This window comes from Pseudomonas sp. BNK-15 (assembly GCF_047456105.1).
GTDB lineage: Bacteria > Pseudomonadota > Gammaproteobacteria > Pseudomonadales > Pseudomonadaceae > Aquipseudomonas > Aquipseudomonas putida_E.
Map to the genome: position 1 here is coordinate 2,375,471 of NZ_CP179898.1, position 22,651 is coordinate 2,398,121.

General features: G+C 62.2%; 17 protein-coding genes and 1 pseudogene. 14 read left to right on the top strand and 4 right to left on the bottom strand.

The genetic code is table 11. From position 1 onward, the window contains the following. Positions 1–298: 298 nt before the first annotated feature. Entirely contained in the window at positions 299–1,705 is a 1,407-nt protein-coding gene (glnA, locus tag ACMGF5_RS10880; protein WP_012312360.1) for a type I glutamate--ammonia ligase, read from the bottom strand. Between the two features lie 471 nt (positions 1,706–2,176). On the opposite strand from glnA, the gene thiI reads away from it, so the two are divergent. Beyond that, entirely contained in the window at positions 2,177–3,631 is a 1,455-nt protein-coding gene (thiI, locus tag ACMGF5_RS10885; protein WP_039604090.1) for a tRNA uracil 4-sulfurtransferase ThiI, read from the top strand. A 126-nt stretch (positions 3,632–3,757) separates the two neighbouring features. Continuing rightward, complete coding sequence (typA, locus tag ACMGF5_RS10890; protein WP_046784993.1) at positions 3,758–5,578, top strand: translational GTPase TypA; 1,821 nt, start codon at positions 3,758–3,760, stop codon at positions 5,576–5,578. Positions 5,579–5,730: 152 nt separating this feature from the next. Here the strand turns inward: typA and ACMGF5_RS10895 are convergent, their stop codons facing one another. After that, positions 5,731–6,135, bottom strand: coding sequence for a YkgJ family cysteine cluster protein (locus tag ACMGF5_RS10895; RefSeq protein WP_115273392.1), 405 nt, complete (start codon positions 6,133–6,135; stop codon positions 5,731–5,733). Positions 6,136–6,321: 186 nt separating this feature from the next. Between ACMGF5_RS10895 and ACMGF5_RS10900 the strand changes: the two genes are divergently transcribed. From ACMGF5_RS10900 to ACMGF5_RS10910, 3 genes are all read left to right on the top strand, one after another. Then, a complete protein-coding gene (locus tag ACMGF5_RS10900; RefSeq protein ID WP_115273393.1) occupies positions 6,322–8,772 on the top strand; it encodes a glycogen/starch/alpha-glucan phosphorylase in 2,451 nt (816 codons plus the stop codon). A gap of 165 nt (positions 8,773–8,937) precedes the next feature. After that, positions 8,938–9,948 (top strand): class 1 fructose-bisphosphatase, encoded by a 1,011-nt coding sequence (locus tag ACMGF5_RS10905; RefSeq protein WP_012312365.1) that lies wholly within the window; start codon positions 8,938–8,940, stop codon positions 9,946–9,948. A gap of 3 nt (positions 9,949–9,951) precedes the next feature. Further along, positions 9,952–10,548, top strand: coding sequence for a DUF924 family protein (locus tag ACMGF5_RS10910; protein ID WP_012312366.1), 597 nt, complete (start codon positions 9,952–9,954; stop codon positions 10,546–10,548). A 35-nt stretch (positions 10,549–10,583) separates the two neighbouring features. Here the strand turns inward: ACMGF5_RS10910 and ACMGF5_RS10915 are convergent. Next, positions 10,584–11,837, bottom strand: a pseudogene (locus ACMGF5_RS10915) (methyl-accepting chemotaxis protein); the annotation flags it as partial. Between the two features lie 118 nt (positions 11,838–11,955). Here ACMGF5_RS10915 and bamE point away from each other — a divergent pair. Together bamE and ACMGF5_RS10925 are read left to right on the top strand one after the other, a co-directional pair. Continuing rightward, positions 11,956–12,210 carry an outer membrane protein assembly factor BamE gene (bamE, locus tag ACMGF5_RS10920; protein WP_012312368.1) on the top strand — a complete coding sequence of 85 codons (255 nt, stop codon included), beginning with the start codon at positions 11,956–11,958 and terminating at the stop codon, positions 12,208–12,210. Then, positions 12,207–12,779, top strand: a complete 573-nt coding sequence (locus ACMGF5_RS10925; RefSeq protein ID WP_115273394.1) for a lipocalin family protein — start codon at positions 12,207–12,209, stop codon at positions 12,777–12,779. Before bamE ends, ACMGF5_RS10925 begins: the two co-directional genes overlap by 4 nt. A 34-nt stretch (positions 12,780–12,813) precedes the next feature. Here ACMGF5_RS10925 and ACMGF5_RS10930 read toward each other — a convergent pair whose 3' ends face one another. Further along, entirely contained in the window at positions 12,814–14,178 is a 1,365-nt protein-coding gene (locus ACMGF5_RS10930) for a formimidoylglutamate deiminase (protein ID WP_119688143.1), read from the bottom strand. Between the two features lie 143 nt (positions 14,179–14,321). Here ACMGF5_RS10930 and hutC point away from each other — a divergent pair, with 143 nt between their 5' ends. From hutC to hutG, 7 genes are all read left to right on the top strand, one after another. Further along, the gene (gene hutC / locus ACMGF5_RS10935) at positions 14,322–15,032 is read left to right on the top strand and encodes a histidine utilization repressor (RefSeq protein WP_174141112.1); all 711 of its coding nucleotides are present in this window, start codon (positions 14,322–14,324) and stop codon (positions 15,030–15,032) included. Further along, on the top strand, positions 15,029–15,601 hold the full coding sequence (locus ACMGF5_RS10940; RefSeq protein ID WP_046784999.1) for a HutD family protein: 573 nt from the start codon (positions 15,029–15,031) through the stop codon (positions 15,599–15,601). Before hutC ends, ACMGF5_RS10940 begins: the two co-directional genes overlap by 4 nt. 252 nt (positions 15,602–15,853) lie before the next feature. Continuing rightward, positions 15,854–17,527, top strand: a complete 1,674-nt coding sequence (gene hutU / locus ACMGF5_RS10945) for a urocanate hydratase (RefSeq protein WP_119688144.1) — start codon at positions 15,854–15,856, stop codon at positions 17,525–17,527. Between the two features lie 69 nt (positions 17,528–17,596). Continuing rightward, a complete protein-coding gene (hutH, locus tag ACMGF5_RS10950; RefSeq protein ID WP_115273399.1) occupies positions 17,597–19,129 on the top strand; it encodes a histidine ammonia-lyase in 1,533 nt (510 codons plus the stop codon). Positions 19,130–19,194: 65 nt separating this feature from the next. Then, on the top strand, positions 19,195–20,598 hold the full coding sequence (locus tag ACMGF5_RS10955; protein ID WP_414157779.1) for an amino acid permease: 1,404 nt from the start codon (positions 19,195–19,197) through the stop codon (positions 20,596–20,598). Between the two features lie 15 nt (positions 20,599–20,613). Continuing rightward, positions 20,614–21,819, top strand: a complete 1,206-nt coding sequence (hutI, locus tag ACMGF5_RS10960; protein WP_414157780.1) for an imidazolonepropionase — start codon at positions 20,614–20,616, stop codon at positions 21,817–21,819. Positions 21,820–21,829: 10 nt separating this feature from the next. Continuing rightward, positions 21,830–22,633 carry an N-formylglutamate deformylase gene (gene hutG, locus ACMGF5_RS10965; protein WP_115273402.1) on the top strand — a complete coding sequence of 268 codons (804 nt, stop codon included), beginning with the start codon at positions 21,830–21,832 and terminating at the stop codon, positions 22,631–22,633. The last annotated feature ends 18 nt before the right edge of the window (positions 22,634–22,651 follow it).

Consider the following 22,651-nt stretch of genomic DNA (forward strand, 5'->3'; position numbering starts at 1 on the left):
TTTGCGTAGAAAATGCAAGAAACAAACCAAGGCTCCGAAAAGAAGCGGGATTGCTTTATAAACCCCCGAAATTGCGCCTATTCGGACCAGAAAGCACTGATTTACCGTTCAACGTGACCTGTTTTGGGGTGCGGGGCGGGGCATGCAACGTTGCATTGCACCAATATAGAGCATCGGTGCGCGTGGCGTATGGCGCCAGGGTGTTGGGGCGCTTCCGATCGGGACGGCTGGAAAAACAAAAACGGCCTTCATGAGAAGGCCGTTTCCGGGATTTCATCGGCGCAATGCGCCAATCAAATCAGCAGCTGTAGTACAGCTCGTATTCCAGCGGGTGCACGAAGGTACGGACCTTGATCTCTTCTTCGCTCTTCAGTTCGATGAAGGCATCGATGAAGTCGTCGGAGAACACGCCGCCCTTGGTCAGGAACGCACGGCCTTTATCCAGCTCTTCCAGAGCTTCTTTCAGGCTGCCGCAAACTTGCGGGATATCTTTCGCCTCTTCAGGCGGCAGGTCGTACAGGTTCTTGTCGGCAGCATCGCCTGGGTGGATCTTGTTCTGGATGCCGTCCAGGCCAGCCATCAGCAGGGCTGCGAAAGCCAGGTACGGGTTGGCCGATGGGTCCGGGAAGCGCGCTTCGATACGGCGGGCTTTAGGGCTGCCGACGTAAGGGATACGGATTGAGGCGGAACGGTTGCGTGCCGAGTAGGCCAGCATTACCGGGGCTTCGAAGCCTGGAACCAGGCGCTTGTAGGAGTTGGTCGACGGGTTGGTGAAGCCGTTCAGGGCCTTACCGTGCTTGATGATGCCGCCGATGAAGTACAGGGCGGTTTCGGACAGGCCGGCATAGCCTTCACCCGCGAAGGTGTTCTTGCCGTCTTTCCAGATCGACATATGCACGTGCATGCCCGAGCCGTTGTCGCCGTACAGTGGCTTTGGCATGAAGGTGGCGGTACGGCCGTAGGCGTCGGCAACGTTGTGCACGACATATTTCAGGGCCTGTACTTCGTCAGCTTTCTTCACCAGGGTGTTGAACTTGACGCCGATTTCGTTCTGGCCGGCAGTCGCCACTTCGTGGTGGTGAACTTCGACGGTCTGGCCCATCTCTTCCAGTGCGTTGCACATGGCAGTACGGATTTCGTGGTCGTGGTCGAACGGCGGAACCGGGAAGTAGCCGCCTTTGACGCCAGGACGGTGGCCTTTGTTGCCGCCTTCCACGTCAGCGCCAGTCATCCACGAGCCTTGCTCGGAGAAGATCTTGAACATCGAGCCGGAGATGTCCGACTGGAACTTCACTTCGTCGAAGATGAAGAACTCAGGCTCTGGGCCGGCGAAGACGGTGTCACCGATGCCGGTGCTCTTGAGGTACTCTTCAGCGCGCTTGGCGATCGCACGCGGGTCGCGATCGTAGCCCTGCATGCTCGACGGGTCGACGATGTCACAGGTGATGATCAGGGTCGGCTCTTCGGTGAACGGGTCCAGTACGGCGGTATCGTCGACCGGCATCAGGATCATGTCGGAGGCTTCGATGCCTTTCCAGCCAGCGATGGAGGAGCCGTCGAACATCTTGCCGACTTCGAAGAAGTCTTCGTCCAGGCCATCACGCGCTGGCATGGTCACGTGATGCTGAGTGCCTTTGGTGTCCGTGAAACGCAGATCAATCCACTTGACGTCATGATCTTTGATGAGTTGAACCGACTTCGACATGTTGTCCTCCGGATGGTCTAGAGCGCGGTGGGCCGCTGCCCTGGAAAAAAGGGTGTTGCCGGGCGCGGATAGTCGGCCAAGCTTACCTGCCTCACAAGGGAGCAAATTGCATGCCAGTGCCCGAAAATGGCGAGGCCGGGATAAAAGGGGGCGTTTGCGGGCATTTGGCGGCGGTTTGGCGGGGAAAAACGCACCCTTACGAGGCGGCTTTTGCTGTGGGTGCACCAATAGTGTGCACGGATCGGGTTGTGTGCTTCCTTTAAGGGTCTCATCGCTGGCAAGCCAGCTCCCACACCCTAAGCGCAGTCTTGAGGCCTACCGACGTCCTGTAGATGCTGGCTTGCCGGCGATGAGGCCAGTACAGGCAATATAAATCCAACCTTCTGTACAAAAGTTGGTCAAATCCTGAGCAATTTCCGATATAATTCGCGCCCCTCATTTTTCGGCAGGCCCTGCGCGCGCTGTTAACCAATGAAACTTATCGTCAAAGTCTTCCCAGAAATCACCATCAAGAGCCGGCCGGTACGCAAGCGCTTCATCCGCCAGCTCGGCAAGAACATCCGCAACGTGCTCAAGGACCTCGACCCTGAGCTCGCGGTCGATGGTGTCTGGGACAACCTCGAAGTGGTCACCCGCGTCGAAGACGAAAAAGTCCAGCGCGAGATGATCGAGCGCCTCACCTGCACCCCGGGCATTACCCACTTCCTGCAGGTGGAGGAATACCCGCTCGGTGACTTCGACGATATCGTCGCCAAGTGCAAGCAGCACTTCGGCCACCTGCTGGCCGGCAAGTATTTCGCCGTGCGCTGCAAGCGCGGGGGCCACCATGACTTCACCTCGATGGACGTCGACCGCTACGTTGGCAGCCAGTTGCGCCAGCAGTGCGGCGCCGCTGGCATTGAGCTGAAGCAACCTGAAGTGACGGTGCGCATCGAAATCCGCAACCAGCGCCTGTACGTGATCCACAACCAGCACCAAGGCATCGGCGGCTACCCGCTGGGCGCCCTGGAGCAGACCTTGGTACTGATGTCCGGCGGTTTCGACTCCACCGTGGCGGCCTACCAGATGATGCGTCGCGGCCTGATGACCCATTTCTGCTTCTTCAACCTCGGCGGCCGTGCCCACGAACTGGGCGTGATGGAAGTGGCCCACTACCTGTGGAAAAAGTACGGCAGCAGCCAGCGTGTGCTGTTCATCAGCGTGCCGTTCGAAGAAGTGGTCGGCGAGATCCTCAACAAGGTCGACAACAGCTACATGGGCGTGACCCTCAAGCGCATGATGCTGCGCGGCGCTGCGCGCATGGCCGATCGTTTGGAAATCGATGCGCTGGTCACCGGCGAGGCGATTTCCCAGGTGTCCAGCCAGACGCTGCCGAACCTGTCGATCATCGACTCGGCCACCGACAAGCTGGTGCTGCGCCCATTGCTGGCCAGCCACAAGCAGGACATCATCGACCAGGCGACCGAAATCGGCACCGCCGACTTCGCCAAGCACATGCCTGAATATTGCGGCGTGATCTCGGTGAACCCGACCACCCATGCCAAGCGTCACCGCATGGAGCATGAAGAGAAGCAGTTCGACATGGCCGTGCTGGAGCGCGCCCTCGAACGTGCCAAGTTCATCTCGATCGACCACGTGATCGACGAGCTGGGCAAGGACGTGGAAATCGAGGAAGTAAGCGAAGCGCTGCCAGGCCAGATCGTGATCGACATCCGTCACCCTGACGCCCAGGAAGACGAGCCTTTGGTGCTCGAGGGTATCGAAGTTCAGGTGATGCCGTTCTACGCGATCAACAGCAAGTTCAAGCAGCTGGATGAAACCCGCCAGTACTTGCTGTATTGCGACAAAGGTGTGATGAGCCGATTGCACGCACACCACCTGCTCAGTGAGGGACATGCCAATGTGCGTGTTTATCGTCCGGCATAAGACCCCAGGGCTGTATGGCGGCAGCATCCGCCATCGCCCTCCCGACCGCCGGGCCCGCTGAGCCTTTTACCTTCATATTGGCCGCCTAGACTGGCGGCAACCGAATCCTCTGATCGAGATACAGTTGTGATCGAAAATCTGCGTAACATCGCCATCATCGCCCACGTTGACCATGGTAAAACCACCCTGGTCGACAAACTCCTGCGTCAGTCCGGCACCCTGGAACGTAACGAGCTCAACGACGAGCGCGTAATGGACTCCAACGACCAGGAAAAAGAGCGCGGCATTACCATTCTGGCGAAAAACACCGCCATCAACTGGAACGGCTACCACATCAACATCGTCGACACCCCCGGCCACGCCGACTTCGGTGGCGAGGTTGAGCGTGTAATGTCCATGGTCGACTCCGTGCTGCTGCTGGTCGACGCCCAGGACGGCCCTATGCCGCAAACCCGCTTCGTGACCAAGAAGGCCTTCGAAGCCGGCCTGAAGCCGATCGTCGTGATCAACAAGGTCGACCGTCCGGGCGCCCGTCCTGACTGGGTTCTGGACCAGATCTTCGACCTGTTCGACAACCTCGGTGCTACCGACGAGCAGCTGGACTTCAAAGTGGTCTACGCCTCGGCCCTGAACGGCATCGCCGGTCTGGACCACACCGCCATGGCCGAAGACATGACCCCGCTGTACCAGTCGATCGTCGACAACGTACCTGCGCCGGACGTTGACCGTGAAGGCCCGTTCCAGATGCAGATCTCGGCACTGGACTACAACAGCTTCCTGGGTGTTATCGGCGTTGGCCGTATCGCCCGTGGCCGCGTGAAGCCGAACACTCCGGTGGTCGCCATCGACACCAACGGCAAGAAGCGTAACGGCCGTATCCTCAAGCTGATGGGCCACCACGGCCTGCACCGTATCGACGTCGAAGAAGCCCAGGCTGGCGACATCGTCTGCATCAGCGGTTTCGACGAGCTGTTCATCTCCGACACCCTGTGCGACCCGACAGCCGTCGAAGCGATGAAGCCGCTGACCGTTGACGAGCCAACCGTTTCGATGACCTTCCAGGTCAACGACTCGCCGTTCTGCGGCAAGGAAGGCAAGTTCGTCACCAGCCGTAACATCAAGGACCGTCTGGACAAAGAGCTGCTGTACAACGTTGCTCTGCGCGTTCAGGAAACCGATTCCCCTGACAAGTTCAAGGTATCGGGCCGTGGTGAGCTGCACCTGTCGGTACTGATCGAAACCATGCGCCGTGAAGGCTTCGAGATGGCCGTAGGCCGTCCTGAAGTGATCATCCGCGAAGTCGGTGGCGTCAAGCAGGAACCGTTCGAGAACGTCACCATCGACATCCCTGAAGAATCCCAGGGCAAGGTCATGGAAGAAATGGGCCTGCGTAAAGGCGACCTGACCAATATGGTTCCGGATGGCAAGGGCCGTGTTCGCCTGGAGTACAACATTCCAGCCCGTGGCCTGATCGGCTTCCGTAACCAGTTCCTGACCCTGACCAACGGCGCAGGCATCCTGACCTCGATCTTCGATCGCTACGACACCATGAAGTCGGGCCAGATGTCCGGCCGCCTCAACGGCGTACTGGTTTCGGTCGAGACCGGCAAGGCACTGACCTACTCCCTGGAAACCCTGCAGGCGCGCGGCAAGCTGTTCGTCGAGCACGGCCAGGAGATCTACAACGGTCAGATCATCGGTCTGAACAGCCGTGACAACGACCTGGGCGTGAACCCTACCAAGGGCAAGAAGCTCGACAACATGCGTGCTTCGGGCAAAGACGAAGTCATCGCCCTGGTTCCGCCGGTTCGTCACACCCTCGAACAGGCTCTGGAATTCATCCAGGACGACGAGCTGTGCGAAGTTACGCCGAAGTCGATCCGTCTGCGCAAGAAGATCCTGGACGAAGGCGAGCGTACCCGCGCTGCCAAGAAAGCCAAGAACTGAGTTAGCTCAGGCTGAATGAAAACGCCCCCGGTCCAAAGGCCGGGGGCGTTTTTTTTGTCTGGGCTTTTTGTATCAGCTGTACCGGCCTCATCGCCGGCAAGCCGGCTTCCACAGGTCCTTGCGCAACGATTTTGGGGCGGTGAGGCCAATGATCAGCGCGTGGCCACCTTGGGCTTGTAAGCGCAATACCCCGGCCGCGGCCCTACCTTCGGGTGGTTCCGGCAAGTATCCGGGCGCTTGTCATAAATGGTGCACAGCCGGCTCTTGCGGTCCAAATACATGCAATCATCGTTGCTCATCCGGGTCAGGGTGAAGATCCCCGACTTCTGGTTGAAGCGTTCGATGATGCCTTCCTTCTGCAGGCGTTTGGCCACGTTCTTCGGCGGTTCGTCCTTTTCGAACTCATCCACCACGCCGATGCGGATCAGGTCTTTGATCTTCACTTCCACAGGCAGGGTGCAGCAGGTCGAATGGCAGCCCCCGCACATGTGGCTGGCATAGCGCTGCCAGGTTTCCAGGCGGTCGACTTCGGCTGCGGCAATCAGGGTCGTTTTCATCGTTATAGGTGGCGGATCACGGTCTTGGGGCGCGCGATCATACCGGAGTTGTTCAATTTGTGAACAACCTTTTGCCGGATTGGCCAAGCCGGCATGAAAACTGCGAACCGAGGCTGTCACTCCCTGTCGAAGGGTCTAGTCTCAACACTCTCCCGCCGCTTTTGCCAATTTGCCCGAGGATGCCGCATGTCCCAGGAACCCAAAGCACGTGACGCCGAGGTGGCCGACTTTCGCGCCGCTGTACTGGACAAGCTGACCTACGCGGTCGGCAAGGACCCGGAGCACGCCTTTGACCACGACTGGTTCGAGGCCATTGCCCTGGCTGCCCGTGATCACATGGTCGATCACTGGATGGATCACACCCGTCAGGCCTACCGGCGCAGCCAGAAACGGGTCTATTACCTCTCTCTGGAGTTTCTCATCGGGCGCCTGCTCTACGACAGCCTGAGCAACCTTGGCCTGCTGGACATCGCCCGTGATGCGCTGGAGGGGTTGGACGTGGACCTGGAGCGCATCCGCCTGCTGGAACCGGACGCCGCACTGGGCAATGGTGGCCTGGGCCGTCTGGCCGCCTGTTTCATGGAGAGCATGTCGACGCTGGGCATCGCCGCCCACGGCTACGGCATCCGCTATGAGCACGGGCTGTTCCGCCAGGCCATGGTCGACGGATGGCAGCAGGAACAGACCGAAAATTGGCTGGATTTCGGCAACCCTTGGGAGTTCGAGCGCGCCGAGGTGATCTACCCGATCAGTTTCGGCGGCAGCGTCGAAACGGTGCAAGATACCCATGGTCAGCAACGTCAGGTGTGGTGGCCGGGCGAGACGGTACGTGCGGTGGCCTACGACACGCCAGTGGTCGGCTGGCGGGGCTCCAGCGTCAACACCTTGCGCCTGTGGCGTGCGCGGGCGCTGGAAGAGCTGCACCTGGAGCGCTTCAATGCCGGCGACCACCTTGGCGCGGTGGCCGAAGTGGCTCGCGCCGAGAGCATCTCGCGGGTGCTGTACCCGGCCGACAGCACAGAAGCGGGGCAGGAACTGCGCCTGCGCCAGGAATACTTCTTCGTCTCGGCGTCGCTGCAGGACCTGCTGCGACGCCACCTGAACATGCACAAGGACTTGCTCAACCTGCCGGATGCTGCGGCCATCCAGCTCAACGACACGCACCCGTCGATTGCCGTGGCCGAATTGATGCGGCTGTTGGTCGACCAGCATGAAATCCCGTGGGAAAAAGCCTGGGAGCTGACCGTCGGCACCCTGGCCTACACCAACCACACGCTGCTGCCAGAAGCGCTGGAAACGTGGCCGGTGGCCCTGATGGAGCGCATGCTGCCGCGGCACATGCAGATCATCTACCTGATCAATGCCTACCATATCGATGCCCTGCGCGCGAAAGGCCTGCATGACTTCGACGTGCTGCGGGCGGTGTCGCTGATCGAGGAAGACAACGGCCGCCGGGTGCGCATGGGCAACCTTGCGTTTCTCGGCTCGCACAGCGTCAACGGGGTATCGGCGCTGCACAGCAAGCTGATGAAAAGCACGGTGTTCTCCGAGTTGCACAAGCTCTACCCCCAGCGCATCAACAACAAGACCAACGGCATTACCTTCCGCCGCTGGCTGTACCAGTCCAACCCGCAGTTGACGGCGATGCTGGTGGATGCCCTGGGCCCAGAGTTGCTTGACGACCCGCAAGGGCGCCTGGCCAACCTGGTGCCGTTCGCCGACAAGGGCGGCTTCCTCAAGCAGTTCGCCGCGCAGCGCCTGCACAGCAAGCGCGCGTTGGCCAGCATCATCCAGGAGCGGGTGGGCGTTACGGTCAACCCTGAGGCGCTGTTCGATGTGCAGGTCAAGCGCATCCACGAGTACAAGCGCCAGCTGCTCAATCTGCTGCACACCGTGGCGCTGTACCAGGCCATCCGTAACGACCCGGGCACCAACTGGGTGCCGCGGGTGAAGATCTTTGCCGGCAAGGCCGCAGCCAGCTACCACCAGGCCAAGCTGATCATCAAGCTGGCCAATGACATCGCCCGGGTGGTCAACAACGACCCTACCGTGCGCGGCCTGCTAAAGGTGGTGTTCCTGCCCAACTACAACGTCAGCCTGGCCGAGAGCATCATCCCGGCGGCGGACCTGTCGGAGCAGATTTCCACGGCCGGCTACGAGGCGTCGGGCACCAGCAACATGAAGTTCGGGCTCAATGGTGCACTCACCATTGGTACCCTCGATGGCGCCAACGTCGAGATGTGCGAACAGGTGGGTGCCGACAACATGTTCATTTTCGGCCTGACCGCGCAGCAGGTGGAGGCGCGCAAGCGTGACGGTGATTTTGGTGCCGTGGCCGCGATAGCCGCCTCCCACCGCTTGAACGATGTGCTGCAGGCGATCCGCAGTGGCGTGTTCTCCCCCGATGATCCGTCGCGCTATGCCGGGCTGATCGACGGGCTGGTGGCTTACGACCGCTTCCTGGTCTGTGCCGACTTCGATGCTTACTGGGATGCCCAGCGGCGGGTGGAGGAGTTGTGGCATACGCCGCAGGCGTGGTGGCGGATGGCGGTGCTCAACACCGCGCGAATGGGGTGGTTCTCTTCGGACCGGACCATTCGCGAGTATGCGACCGAGATCTGGAAGGTGCTGGATTGAGGCTTGGGGCCGCACAGCGGCCCCACCTGACCATCGGCCTGGTGAGCGCTGAACTACCGACCTGTTGTGCCGTCTGACTGCCCAGGCGTGTCTCTTTACTCGCTAGCATTGAACTCTCCCTGTAAACTGCGGGGGTTTTTCTCCCCCATCCTTTCGGAGCCATACATGTCCCGCGTTACCTTGAGTCGCTATCTGATTGAGCAGACCCGCAGCAACAATACCCCTGCCGATCTGCGCTTCCTGATCGAAGTGGTGGCGCGTGCGTGCAAGGAAATCAGCCATCACGTGTCCAAGGGCGCCCTTGGCGGCGTGCTGGGCAGCATGGGCACTGAAAACGTGCAGGGCGAAGTTCAGAAGAAGCTCGACGTCATTTCCAACGATATCCTGCTTGAGGCCAACGAGTGGGGCGGTCACCTGGCCGGCATGGCGTCCGAGGAAATGGACAACGCCTACCAGATCCCGGGGCGATACCCCAAAGGTGCCTATCTGCTGGTCTTCGACCCGCTGGACGGCTCGTCCAACATCGACGTCAACGTTTCGGTCGGCACCATTTTCTCGGTACTGCGTTGCCCTAACGAATACCTGAGCCAGAACGAAACCCTGAACGAAAACGCTTTCCTGCAGCCAGGTACTGAGCAGGTCGCCGCCGGTTATGCCATTTATGGCCCGCAGACCATGCTGATCCTGACCTTGGGCAACGGCGTCAAGGGCTTCACCCTGGACCGTGAGCTGGGCAGCTTCGTGCTGACCCACGAAAACATCCAGGTCCCGGCAACCACCGCCGAGTTCGCCATCAACATGTCCAACCAGCGCCACTGGGAAGCCCCGGTTCAGCGCTACGTGGGCGAGCTGTTGGCCGGTGAGACCGGGCCGCTGAAAAAGAACTACAACATGCGCTGGATCGCCTCGATGGTGGCCGACGTGCACCGTATCCTGACCCGTGGCGGTCTGTTCATGTACCCGCGCGACGCCCGCGAGCCGAGCAAGCCGGGCAAGCTGCGCCTGATGTACGAAGCCAACCCGATGTCGTTCATCATCGAGCAGGCCGGCGGCGCTTCTACCAACGGTTACGAACGCATCCTCGACATCAAGCCAGAGAGCCTGCACCAGCGTGTATCGGTGATTCTCGGCTCGAAGGAAGAGGTCGAGCGCGTCACCGCCTATCACAAGGAGTAAATCATGCTCGCACCTTGGCAGCCGTTGCTGGAGTGGTGGTTCGGTTGGGGCACCAGTCCCCAGGCCGTGGCTGACGAGAAGAGCACGCTGTGGTTCGGCAAGCATCACGATGCCGAAGCCCAGGCGCTGTTTGGCGAGCTCGTCGAGCATGCCCTGGCGGGTGGGCTCGAGGAGTGGCAGCAAAGCCCTCAGGGCTGGCTCGGCCTGTTGATACTGCTGGACCAGCTGCCGCGCATGATCTACCGCGACACGCCGCGCGCTTTCGAGGGCGACCGGCGTGCCCAAGTGGTGGCCATGCAGGGGCTGCAGAAGGGCTGGGATTACCAGCTGCTGCCGATCCAGCGGGTATTCGTGCTGCTGGTGCTGGAGCATGCCGAGGTGCTGGACTGGCAGAACCTGTGTGTTGAGCGGTACCAGGTGCTGCTGGATGAGCAGCCCGAGGCCAACCGTCGGTTGTTCGAAGGGTTCCTCGACTATGCCGAGCAGCACCAGCGGGTGATTGCCCGGTTCGGGCGCTTCCCGCATCGCAATCTGTTGCTGGAACGGCCGAGCACCAGTGAAGAGATGGACTTTTTGCTGGAGCCTGGCTCCAGGTTTTGAGTGATGAATGGGGCCGCAAAGCGGCCCCATTCGTTTCAGATCCTGAAACTCCCTACCAGATGCTTCAACCGCTCGACCTGGTGTTCAAGGTCGGTGCAGGCACGCAAGGTGCTCTGCAGGTTCTGCACTCCTTCCTGATTCAGCGTATTGATCTCGGTGATGTCGACATTGATCGACTCGACCACCGCTGTCTGCTCCTCGGTAGCGGTAGCCACTGACTGGTTCATGCCATCGATTTCGCCTATTCGCTGGGTCACACTGCCCAGCCGCTCACCGGCCTGGTTGGCAATCCCGACGCTCTGGTCGCTGTGCTCACGGCTCTGGTTCATGGTGCTGACGGCCATCTGGGCACCGGCCTGCAACTCTTCGATCAGGCGCTGGACCTGCTGCGCCGACTCCTGAGTGCGGTGCGCCAGGTTGCGGACTTCGTCGGCGACCACGGCAAAACCACGGCCGGCTTCACCGGCACGGGCCGCCTCGATCGCGGCATTCAGGGCCAGCAGGTTGGTCTGCTGGGAAATGCCGCTGATCACATCGAGAATCTGGCCGATGTTGGCGGTGTGGGCATTGAGCGTTTCGATGTTGCCGCATGAATCGCTGATGCGCGCCGACAGCTGGTTCATCACATCGATGGTGCGCCCGACCACCTGCTGGCCGTCTTCGGCCAGGCCGCGTGCCTCACTGGAGTGTTGCGAAGCCAGCGCTGCGTTCTGGGCGATCTCCTGGGCTGCGGCACCCAGCTGGTTGATGGCCGCGGCCACGCTGTTGGTGCGGCTGGCCTGCTGGTCGGCGTTGTAGATCGAGGCATTCGAGGCGCTCACCACCTGCGTGGCCACCGCATTGACTTGGCCAGTGGCCGAGGCCACTTCGCGGATCGATTCGTGAATACGCTCGACGAAACGGTTGAACGACTGGCCAAGGCTGCCGAACTCGTCCTGCGCGTGGATGGCCACGCGCCGGGTCAGGTCACCTTCGCCTTCGGCAATGTCATGCATGGCGCGACCCATCAGGTGCAAGGGCTCCATCAATACGCGGATCAGCAGGCCGAGCAGGGCGATGATGACCAGTATCGCGATCAGCGTCGCGACGATGGCCGAGGTACGCAGCTCGCTGAGCATGGCGAATGCCGCGTCCTGGTCGACCACAAGGGCCACGTACCAGTCCGCTGAGGGCACGCCGTCGACGTGGGTGAAACTGATGAACTGCTTGCGCCCATCCAGCTCGACTTCCTTGAGGCCGCTGCTGATGTGCGGCGTGTTGCCTGGGTAGGCATCCGCCAAGGGCTTGAGCGCCTGCCGACCAACGGTGTAGAACGAAAAAGGCCTGTCAGGGAACCAGGGACCGTTTTTCCCGTCGAAGGTCCCTGCAGGCCTCTCGCCTGCATCCACCTTTCAGGAGTGTTCCTTCATGTCGTTGCGTTCCCTCGCCCTGTTGTCCCTGTGCGTCATCCTGACTGCGTGCAGCAAGATCAATCAGGAAAACTATTCCAAGCTCAAGGCCGGCATGAACAAGGCCGAGGTCGAGCAACTGCTCGGCACGCCCACCGAGTGCTCCGGCGCACTGGGCATGAGCAGCTGTACCTGGGGGGACGAAAAGAGCTTCATCAGCGTGCAGTATGCGGCTGACAAAGTACTGATGTATTCAGGGCAGGGCCTCAAATGACGCGTCTGCACCTGCTGCTGGGGTTGTGCCTGGTGATGCTGCTGGGTGGCTGCGCCACGTCGGCCAACGACCCGTTGGCACCCAAGACCGCCGGCGATATCGACCTCAAGCGCTACCAGGGCAAATGGTACGAGCTGGCGCGCTTGCCCATGCCTTACCAGAGCGAATGCGCCCAGTCCGAGGCGCATTACAACCTCAAGCCTGATGGTTCGTACGGGGTGCTGAGCCGCTGCCGCACCATGGGTGACGAATGGCTGCGCGCCGAGGGGCATGCCAACATCCAGCAGCCGGGGCATACCGACAGGTTGTGGGTGGAGTTCGACAACTGGTTCACCCGCCTGGTACCGGGCCTGACCAAGGGCGAATACTGGATCCTGTACGTGGACGACCGCTACCGCACGGCCATTGTCGGCAGCCCCGACCGCAAGTACCTGTGGATACTGTCGCGTACGCCGACCCTGCCGGCATGGGAGCGCGAGAGCCTGCTGGCCAAGGCACGTCAACAGGGCTACGACACCAGCCGCTTGATCTGGCGCATGGCGGACAAGCAGATCGTGCAGATGCATTGAGGCCTTAGGGGGCCGCTTTGCGGCCCTTTTGTCGTCAGCCCAATAACTGTCGCAACACCTCGACATACGCCCGAGCGCTTTCCTCTTCTTGCCCGTGGCGCCCCTGGCGCACCACCCACTGCCCGTTGACCATCACATCGCGTACCTGGCGGTCGCTCCCGGCAAACAGCCAGCGGTTGAGAATTGCATCTTCGTCGGCCGTGGCGATATACGGGTCTTGCCCATCCAGCACCAGCCAGTCGGCACGTTTGCCCACGGCCAGCTCACCCACGGGCTGCCCCAATGCCTGAGCCCCACCCATCAGTGCCGCGTCATACAGGGTGCGGCCAACCATCGGCTGATCTTCGCGATAAAGCCGGTTGCGCCGCTGGTCACGAAGGCGCTGGCCATATTCGAGCCAACGCAGCTCTTCGACCACGCTCAGCGATACATGGCTGTCAGAGCCGATACCCATCCGGCCACCCTGGCTCAGGTAGTCCACTGCCGGGAAAATCCCGTCACCCAGGTTGGCTTCGGTGGTCAGGCACAGCCCGGCCACCGCGCCACTGCCGGCCATGGCCGCCACTTCGTCAGCCTGCGCGTGGGTGGCATGCACCAGGCACCAGCGCGCATCGACCTGCACATGCTCATACAGCCACTGCAGCGGGCGCAGGCCGCTCCAGGCCAGGCAGTCGTCCACTTCCTTCTGTTGCTCGGCGATATGAATATGAATCGGACATTGCTGATTGCCCGCTGCCAGTACCTGGGCAATCTGCCCCGGTGTAACCGCCCGCAGCGAGTGGAAGCACAAGCCCAGCTGCTGCGCGGGTTGTGCAGCGATTGTCGCAGCGAGTTGCGCGTGCAATTGCAGGTACTGCTCGGTGGAATTGATGAAGCGCCGCTGCCCCTCGCTGGGCGGCTGGCCACCGAAGCCGGCATGGCTGTACAGCACCGGCAGCAGGGTCAGGCCGATACCGCTGCTGGCCGCCGCCGCGCTGATGCGGCGGGACAGCTCGGCTGGGTCGGCATAGGCCTTGCCCGCCTGGTCATGGTGCACGTAGTGGAACTCGGCCACCGAGGTGTAACCGGCCTTGAGCATCTCGATGTACAGCTGGCGGGCGATGACCTGCAGTTGCTCCGGGGTGATCTTGCCGACCAGGCGATACATCAGTTCGCGCCAGGTCCAGAAACTGTCGTTGGGGTTGCCCGCGACTTCTGCCAGGCCGGCCATTGCGCGTTGAAAGGCATGCGAGTGCAGGTTGGGCATGCCGGGCAGAAGTGGCCCGGCCAGCCGTTCGGCGCCGTCGGCCGAAGCGCCGGACTCGATGTGGGTCATTGTGCCATCGCTGGCGACCTCGATTCGGACATCGCTGGCCCAACCATCGGGCAGCAGGGCGCATTCGGCGAAGTAGGCGGACATCTGTGAAATCCTGTTATGGCTGACTTGTATATACATATACAGTTGTTTGCCTGCCGGGTAAACTGCGGCAAGCTACCGCCCATTCAATCGCACAAGGATCCAACGCCGTGCCGACACCTCCTGTCTCCGCGCTGGTTGCCCAGATGGGCGAGGGCCCGGCGCCGCTGTACGCGCGGGTCAAACAGATGATCATCCAGCAGATCGACAACGGCAGTTGGCCGCCCCATCACCGGGTCCCTTCGGAGAGCGAACTGGTCAGCCAGCTGGGATTCAGCCGCATGACCATCAACCGCGCCCTGCGTGAGCTCACTGCCGAAGGCCTGCTGGTGCGCATGCAGGGGGTAGGGACATTCGTGGCCGAACCCAAGAGCCGCTCGGCGTTGTTCGAAGTCAACAACATCGCCGACGAGATTGCCGCGCGTGGCCACCAGCATAGCTGCCAGGTGATCACCCTTGCTGAAGAAGCGGCCGGTTCCGAGCGCGCTCTGGCACTGGACATGCGCGAAGGCCAGCGGGTGTTCCATTCGCTTATCGTGCATTACGAAAACGGCATCCCGGTGCAAATCGAGGACCGCTACGTCAACGCGGCGATCGCGCCCGACTACCTCAAGCAGGATTTCACTCGGCAGACGCCTTACGCCTACTTGTCCCAGGTCGCACCGCTGACCGAGGGTGAGCATGTGGTCGAGGCGATCCTGGCCGAGCCCCACGAGTGCCAACTGCTGCAGATCGAGCGGGGCGAGCCTTGCCTGCTGATTCGCCGCCGTACCTGGTCCGGTCGCCAGCCGGTGACGGCCGCGCGGTTGATCCACCCCGGCTCCCGTCATCGCCTGGAAGGACGTTTCAGCAAATGAACCCGTTGCAGTTGTTGCGTGCGCAGGACTACCCGCGGATGCCGTGGAAGAACGGCGGCGGCTTCACCGAGGAAATCACCCGCGACAGTGGCGAGGGCCTGGAGGGGTTCGGCTGGCGCCTGTCGATTGCGGATATCGAAGCGTCTGGTGGTTTCTCGATGTTTGCGGGCTACCAGCGGATCATCACGGTCTTGCAGGGGGATGGCATGCGCCTGCTGGTCGACGGGCAGGCCAGCCGGCCGCTGTTACCGTTCGACGCCTTCGCTTTCGCTGGCGAGAGCCAGGTCAGTTGCAAGCTGCTGGGTGAGAGGATTCGTGATTTCAACCTGATCTACTCGCCGCAGCGCTATCGCGCGCGCTTGCAGTGGTTCGATGGTACCAGCCGGTTGTTCAGTTCGGCGTCGACTGTGCTGCTGTTTTCGGGCAGTAACCAGGTTGAGGTGCAGTTGGCCGGGCATGGTTTGGAGCGGCTGGGCTTGTATGACTGCCTGCGGCTCGAGGGGAACGACACGCTGCTGGAGTTGCAGGTTCAGGGGCGGTTCTGCCTGATCGAGCTGATTCCAACCTGAGCTGGCTGAGGCTGCTGTGCAGCCCTTCGCGACACAAGGCCGCTCCGGAAACCGCGCCCGTCTGGGCAAACGCGATCTGTGTAGGAGCGGCCTTGTGTCGCGAAAGGGCCGCGCAGCGGCCCCGGTTTTCTCCAGGCTGTTCAAAAGCGGTCCCACTATTTTGGTTGTCCATGCTTGTACATACAAGTAAAGGTGTGTTTGTATATCCAACACGACACACCTGCCCGCGGACGACCGCAGAGGACCCTTCCCGTGACCGACAACAATAAATACCGTGACGTTGAAATCCGTGCCCCACGTGGCAACACGCTGACCGCCAAAAGCTGGCTGACCGAAGCGCCACTGCGCATGCTGATGAACAACCTCGACCCGCAGGTCGCAGAAAACCCCAAGGAACTGGTGGTTTACGGTGGTATCGGTCGCGCCGCCCGCAACTGGGCCTGCTACGACAAGATCGTCGAAACCCTGACCCGCCTGGAAGATGACGAAACCCTGCTGGTGCAGTCGGGCAAACCGGTCGGGGTATTCAAAACCCACAGCAACGCTCCACGCGTTCTGATCGCCAACTCCAACCTGGTGCCGCACTGGGCCAACTGGGAACACTTCAACGAACTGGACGCCAAGGGCCTGGCCATGTACGGCCAGATGACCGCCGGCAGCTGGATCTACATCGGCAGCCAAGGCATCGTCCAGGGCACCTATGAAACCTTCGTCGAGGCCGGCCGCCAGCACTACGGTGGCAGCCTCAAAGGCAAGTGGGTACTGACTGCAGGCCTTGGCGGCATGGGCGGCGCCCAGCCCCTGGCCGCGACCTTGGCCGGCGCCTGCTCGCTGAACATCGAATGCCAGCAGAGCCGTATCGATTTCCGCCTCCAAACCCGCTACGTCGACGAGCAGGCCAAAGACCTCGATGACGCCCTGGCGCGCATCGCCAAGTACACCGCCGAAGGCAAGGCCATCTCCATTGCCCTGCATGGCAACGCCGCAGAAGTCCTGCCGGAGCTGGTCAAGCGTGGTGTGCGCCCGGACATGGTCACCGACCAGACCAGCGCCCACGACCCGCTCAACGGCTACCTGCCGGCCGGCTGGACCTGGGAGCAGTACCGTGACCGCGCGCAGACCGAGCCGGCTGCCGTGGTCAAGGCTGCCAAGCAGACCATGGCCGTGCACGTACAAGCCATGCTCGACTTCCAGAAGCAGGGCATTCCGACTTTCGACTACGGTAACAACATCCGCCAGATGGCCAAGGAAGAGGGCGTAGCCAACGCGTTCGATTTCCCAGGCTTCGTACCGGCATACATCCGCCCGCTGTTCTGCCGCGGCGTGGGGCCGTTCCGCTGGGCTGCGCTGTCCGGCGAAGCCGAGGATATCTACAAGACCGATGCCAAGGTCAAGGAACTGATCCCCGACGACGCCCACTTGCACCGCTGGCTGGACATGGCCCGTGAGCGCATCAGCTTCCAGGGCCTGCCAGCGCGCATCTGCTGGGTTGGCCTGGGCCTTCGCGCCAAGCTGGGCCTGGCCTTCAACGAAATGGTACGCAGCGGCGAGCTGTCGGCGCCGATCGTCATCGGCCGTGACCACCTGGACTCAGGCTCCGTATCGAGCCCCAACCGTGAAACCGAATCGATGCGTGACGGTTCTGACGCCGTCTCCGACTGGCCGTTGCTCAACGCCTTGCTCAACACTGCCAGCGGCGCTACCTGGGTTTCGCTGCATCACGGTGGTGGGGTAGGCATGGGCTTCTCGCAGCACTCGGGCATGGTCATCGTCTGCGATGGTACCGATGAAGCCGCTGCACGCATCGCCCGCGTGTTGACCAACGACCCGGGCACCGGTGTCATGCGCCACGCCGACGCCGGCTACGACATCGCCGTGGACTGCGCCAAGGAACAAGGCCTCGACCTGCCAATGATCACAGGCTGATCGCTGCACTTTGACCGATACTGAACAACAAGAAAGGGCCTGCGGGCCCTGACAGAATGGAGTAGCGAAGTGACCGAACTGACCCTCAAGCCTGGCACCCTGACCCTGGCCCAGCTGCGCGCAATCCACGCCGCACCCGTGCGCCTGCGCTTGGACGCCAGCGCCGATCAGCCGATCAACGACAGCGTCGCCTGCGTCGAACAGATCCTTGCCGAAGACCGCACCGCCTACGGTATCAACACCGGCTTCGGCCTGCTGGCTTCGACCCGTATTGCCAGCCATGACCTGGAAAACCTGCAGCGCTCGCTGGTGCTGTCCCACGCCGCCGGTATCGGCGCGCCGCTGGACGACGACCTGGTGCGGCTGATCATGGTGCTCAAGATCAACAGCCTCAGCCGTGGTTTCTCCGGCATCCGGCGCAAGGTGATCGATGCGCTGATCGCCTTGGTCAACGCTGAAGTCTATCCGCATATACCACTCAAAGGCTCTGTCGGCGCCTCCGGCGACCTGGCACCGCTGGCGCACATGTCGCTGGTGCTGCTCGGCGAAGGCAAGGCACGGTACAAGGGCCAGTGGCTGTCGGCCACTGAAGCCCTGGCCGTTGCTGGCCTGGAGCCACTGACCCTGGCCGCCAAAGAGGGCCTGGCGCTGCTCAATGGCACCCAGGCGTCCTCGGCTTACGCCTTGCGCGGCCTGTTCTACGCCGAAGACCTGTACGCCGCCGCCATCGCCTGCGGTGGTCTGACCGTGGAAGCTGCACTGGGCTCGCGTGCGCCATTCGATGCACGGGTGCATGCCGTGCGTGGTCAGCGGGGCCAGATCGATACCGCCGCCTGTTTCCGCGAACTGCTGGGTGATACCAGCGAGATTTCCCAATCGCACAAGAACTGCGACAAGGTTCAGGACCCGTACTCGCTGCGTTGCCAGCCGCAGGTCATGGGCGCCTGCCTCACCCAGTTGCGCCAGGCCGCCGAAGTGCTCGGCATCGAGGCCAACGCGGTGTCGGACAACCCGCTGGTGTTCGCTGCCGAGGGCGATGTGATCTCGGGTGGCAACTTCCACGCAGAGCCTGTAGCCATGGCCGCTGACAACCTGGCCCTGGCCATCGCCGAAATCGGCTCGCTGAGCGAGCGCCGCATTTCGTTGATGATGGATAAGCACATGTCGCAGCTGCCGCCATTCCTGGTGGAAAACGGTGGGGTCAACTCCGGCTTCATGATCGCTCAGGTCACGGCTGCGGCCCTGGCCAGCGAGAACAAGGCCCTGTCGCACCCCCACAGCGTCGACAGCCTGCCCACCTCGGCCAACCAGGAAGACCACGTGTCGATGGCCCCGGCTGCAGGCAAGCGCCTGTGGGAAATGGCCGAGAACACCCGCGGCGTGCTGGCCATCGAATGGCTGGGCGCCTGCCAGGGGCTGGATCTGCGCAAGGGGCTCAAGACCTCGGCCAAGCTGGAGCAGGCGCGCCAGGCGCTGCGCAGCGAAGTGCCGCACTACGATCGTGACCGTTTCTTTGCGCCGGATATCGAAAAGGCCGTCGAGCTGTTGGCCAAGGGCAGCCTGACCGGGCTGCTGCCGGCAGGCGTTCTGCCCAGCCTGTGATGCCCTTGGGGCCGCCATGCGGCCCATTCGATCTCACGACCACAAAAACAAGATCAGGACGTGACATGCAACAAGCTCAAGGTCTCAAGCGTGGGCTATCGGCCCGCCACATCCGTTTCATGGCGCTCGGTTCCGCAATCGGTACCGGGCTTTTCTACGGTTCGGCCTCTGCCATCCAGATGGCCGGGCCGGCCGTGCTGCTGGCCTACCTGATTGGCGGCGCAGCCGTATTCATGGTCATGCGCGCCCTCGGCGAGATGGCCGTGCACAACCCGGTCGCCGGCTCCTTCGGCCATTACGCCACCACCTACCTCGGCCCCATGGCCGGCTTTATCCTCGGCTGGACCTACGCATTCGAAATGGTCATCGTCGCCATCGCCGATGTCACCGCCTTTGGTATCTATATGGGCTTCTGGTTTCCTGAAGTGGCCCGCTGGATCTGGGTGTTGGGCATCGTCTTCCTGATCGGTGGCCTGAACCTGTGCAACGTCAAGGTGTTCGGCGAGATGGAGTTCTGGCTGTCGCTGCTCAAGGTCGGTGCCATCGTCGCGATGATCCTTGCCGGCTTTGGCATCATGGCCTTCGGCTTCAGCCAGGTTGGCACCGGGCATGCGGTCGGTTTGAGCAACCTGGTCGAGCACGGCGGCTTCATGCCCAATGGCGTCGGCGGCTTGATCGCGTCCTTCGCGGTGGTCATGTTCGCCTTCGGCGGCATCGAAATCATCGGCGTCACTGCCGGTGAGGCCAAGGACCCGCAACGGGTCATCCCCAGGGCCATCAATGCCGTGCCGTTGCGTATCCTGCTGTTCTACGTACTGACCCTGTTCGTGCTGATGTGCCTTTACCCGTGGCCGCAGATCGGCAGCGAAGGTAGCCCCTTCGTGCAGATATTCAGCAACCTGGGCATCGGATCGGCGGCGGCAGTGCTCAACGTCGTGGTGATTTCCGCTGCGGTTTCTGCCATCAACAGTGACATCTTCGGCGCGGGTCGCATGATGTACGGCCTGGCCCAGCAAGGCCATGCGCCACGCGGCTTCAGCCAGCTGTCCAGGCACGGAGTGCCGTGGATGACCGTGGTGGTGATGGGGGCTGCGCTGTTGATTGGCGTGGTGCTCAACTACCTGATCCCCGAGAACGTGTTTCTGCTGATCGCGTCCATCGCCACGTTTGCCACCGTGTGGGTGTGGTTGATGATCCTGGTTACCCAGGTTGCCATGCGCCGCAGCATGAGCCGCGAGGAAGCGGCCCGGCTCAAGTTCCCGGTACCGTTCTGGCCCTACGGCCCGGCCATGGCCATTGCGTTCATGGTGTTCATCTTTGGCGTGCTCGGTTACTTCCCCGATACACAGGCAGCGTTGCTTGTCGGTGTGATCTGGGTGGTGTTCCTGGTTGCGTCCTACCTGTTGTGGTGCAAGCCGCGAGCAGGGCAGGGCGAGGTGGCCCAGGCAGCGGCCGAGCTGCATCGCTAGTTCAGGAGATTGCATATGAGAACCCTCTGGCAGCACTGCCATGTGGCAACCATGGTGGACGGCCGTTACTCGATCATCGAGGACGCAGCGATCGTTACCAGCGGCGGCGTGATCGAATGGCTCGGCCCACGTAGCGAAATGCGGCCGGTCGAGGCGCAACGTACGGTTGACCTGGGCAATGCCTGGGTCACCCCCGGGCTGATCGACTGCCACACCCACGCCGTGTTCGGTGGCAACCGCAGTGGTGAGTTCGAGCAGCGCTTGCAGGGTGTGAGTTATGCCCAAATCGCTGCGCAAGGCGGGGGCATCGCCAGTACCGTGCGGGCCACCCGCGCGGCCAGCGAGGATGAGCTGTTCGCCAGTGCCCGCCAGCGGGTACAGGCGCTGATGCGCGATGGTGTAACCACAATCGAAATCAAGTCCGGCTACGGCCTGGACCTGGCCAACGAGCGCAAGATGCTGCGTGTGGCCAGGCGCCTGGCCGACGAATTGCCGGTTGCTGTGCGCGCTACCTGCCTGGCCGCCCACGCCTTGCCGCCGGAATATGCCGGTCGCGCCGACGACTACATTGCGCATATCTGCGACCAGATGCTGCCTGAACTCGCCGCCGAGGGGTTGGTGGACGCCGTGGACGCGTTTTGCGAGCACCTGGCGTTTTCCCCGGCGCAGGTCGAGCGGGTGTTCATCAAAGCCCGCGAACTGGGCTTGCCGGTCAAGCTGCACGCCGAGCAGCTCTCGTCGCTGCACGGCTCCAGCCTGGCAGCGCGCTACCAGGCGCTGTCGGCCGACCACCTGGAATTCATGACCGAGGAAGACGCCGTGGCCATGGCCGAGGCCTGCACTGTCGCCGTGCTGCTGCCCGGCGCGTTCTACTTCCTGCGCGAAACCCAACTGCCTCCAATGGAAGCCCTGCGCCGCCACGGCGTGAGGATTGCCCTTGCCAGCGACCTCAATCCTGGCACATCGCCAGGTCTGTCGCTGCGGCTGATGCTGAACATGGGGTGCACGCTGTTTCGCATGACGCCGGAAGAAGCCCTGGCTGGCGTTACCATCCATGCCGCCACGGCGCTGGGCATGGGCGACACCCATGGTTCGCTGGAAGTCGGCAAGGTGGCGGACTTTGTCGCCTGGCAGATCGAGCGCCCCGCCGACCTGGCCTATTGGCTGGGCGGCGACCTGCCCAAGCGCGTGGTGCGCAAAGGCCATGAAATATCCCACTGAGCGAGGCGAGATGGACAAGGTACTGAGTTTCCACCAGGGCCGTTTGCCCCTGCTGATCAGCATGCCCCATGCGGGGCTCAAGCTGACCCCGGCCGTGCGCGACGGCCTGGTCGACGAGGCGCGCAGCCTGCCGGACACCGACTGGCATATCCCGCGCCTCTACGATTTCGCCCATGAGCTGGGGGCCAGTGTGGTGGCGGCGGAGTATTCGCGCTTCGTCATCGACCTTAACCGGCCGGATGACGACACGCCTTTGTACGCAGGTGCAACCACGGGCCTGTATCCGGCCACACTGTTCGACGGTGCGCCGCTGTTCAAGCAGGGGCAGGCACCCTCTGCCGACGAACGGGCCACTTACCTGGAGCAGATCTGGCGGCCATACCACGCCACCATCGAGCGCGAACTGGCCCGCCTGCGTGAGCAGTTCGGCTACGCCCTTTTGTGGGACGCACACTCGATCCGTTCGCTGATCCCGCACCTGTTCGACGGCAAGCTGCCGGACTTCAACCTGGGTACCTTCAACGGTGCCAGTTGTGATCCTGAGCTGGCGCAGTGGCTGTCGGGCGTGTGTGCCGAGGCGCCGGGCTACAGGCATGTACTCAACGGGCGTTTCAAGGGCGGTCACATCACTCGCCACTATGGTAATCCGGGCAACCATGTCCATGCGGTACAACTGGAGCTGGCGCAGAGCACCTACATGGAGGAAACCGAGCCGTTCGCCTATCGTGCGGACCTGGCGCAACCGACTCAGGCAGTGTTGCGACGTTTGCTGGAAAGCGTGTTGGCCTGGGGCTTACGGCGCTACGGGAGTTGAGCGAAACGGGGCGGCCCG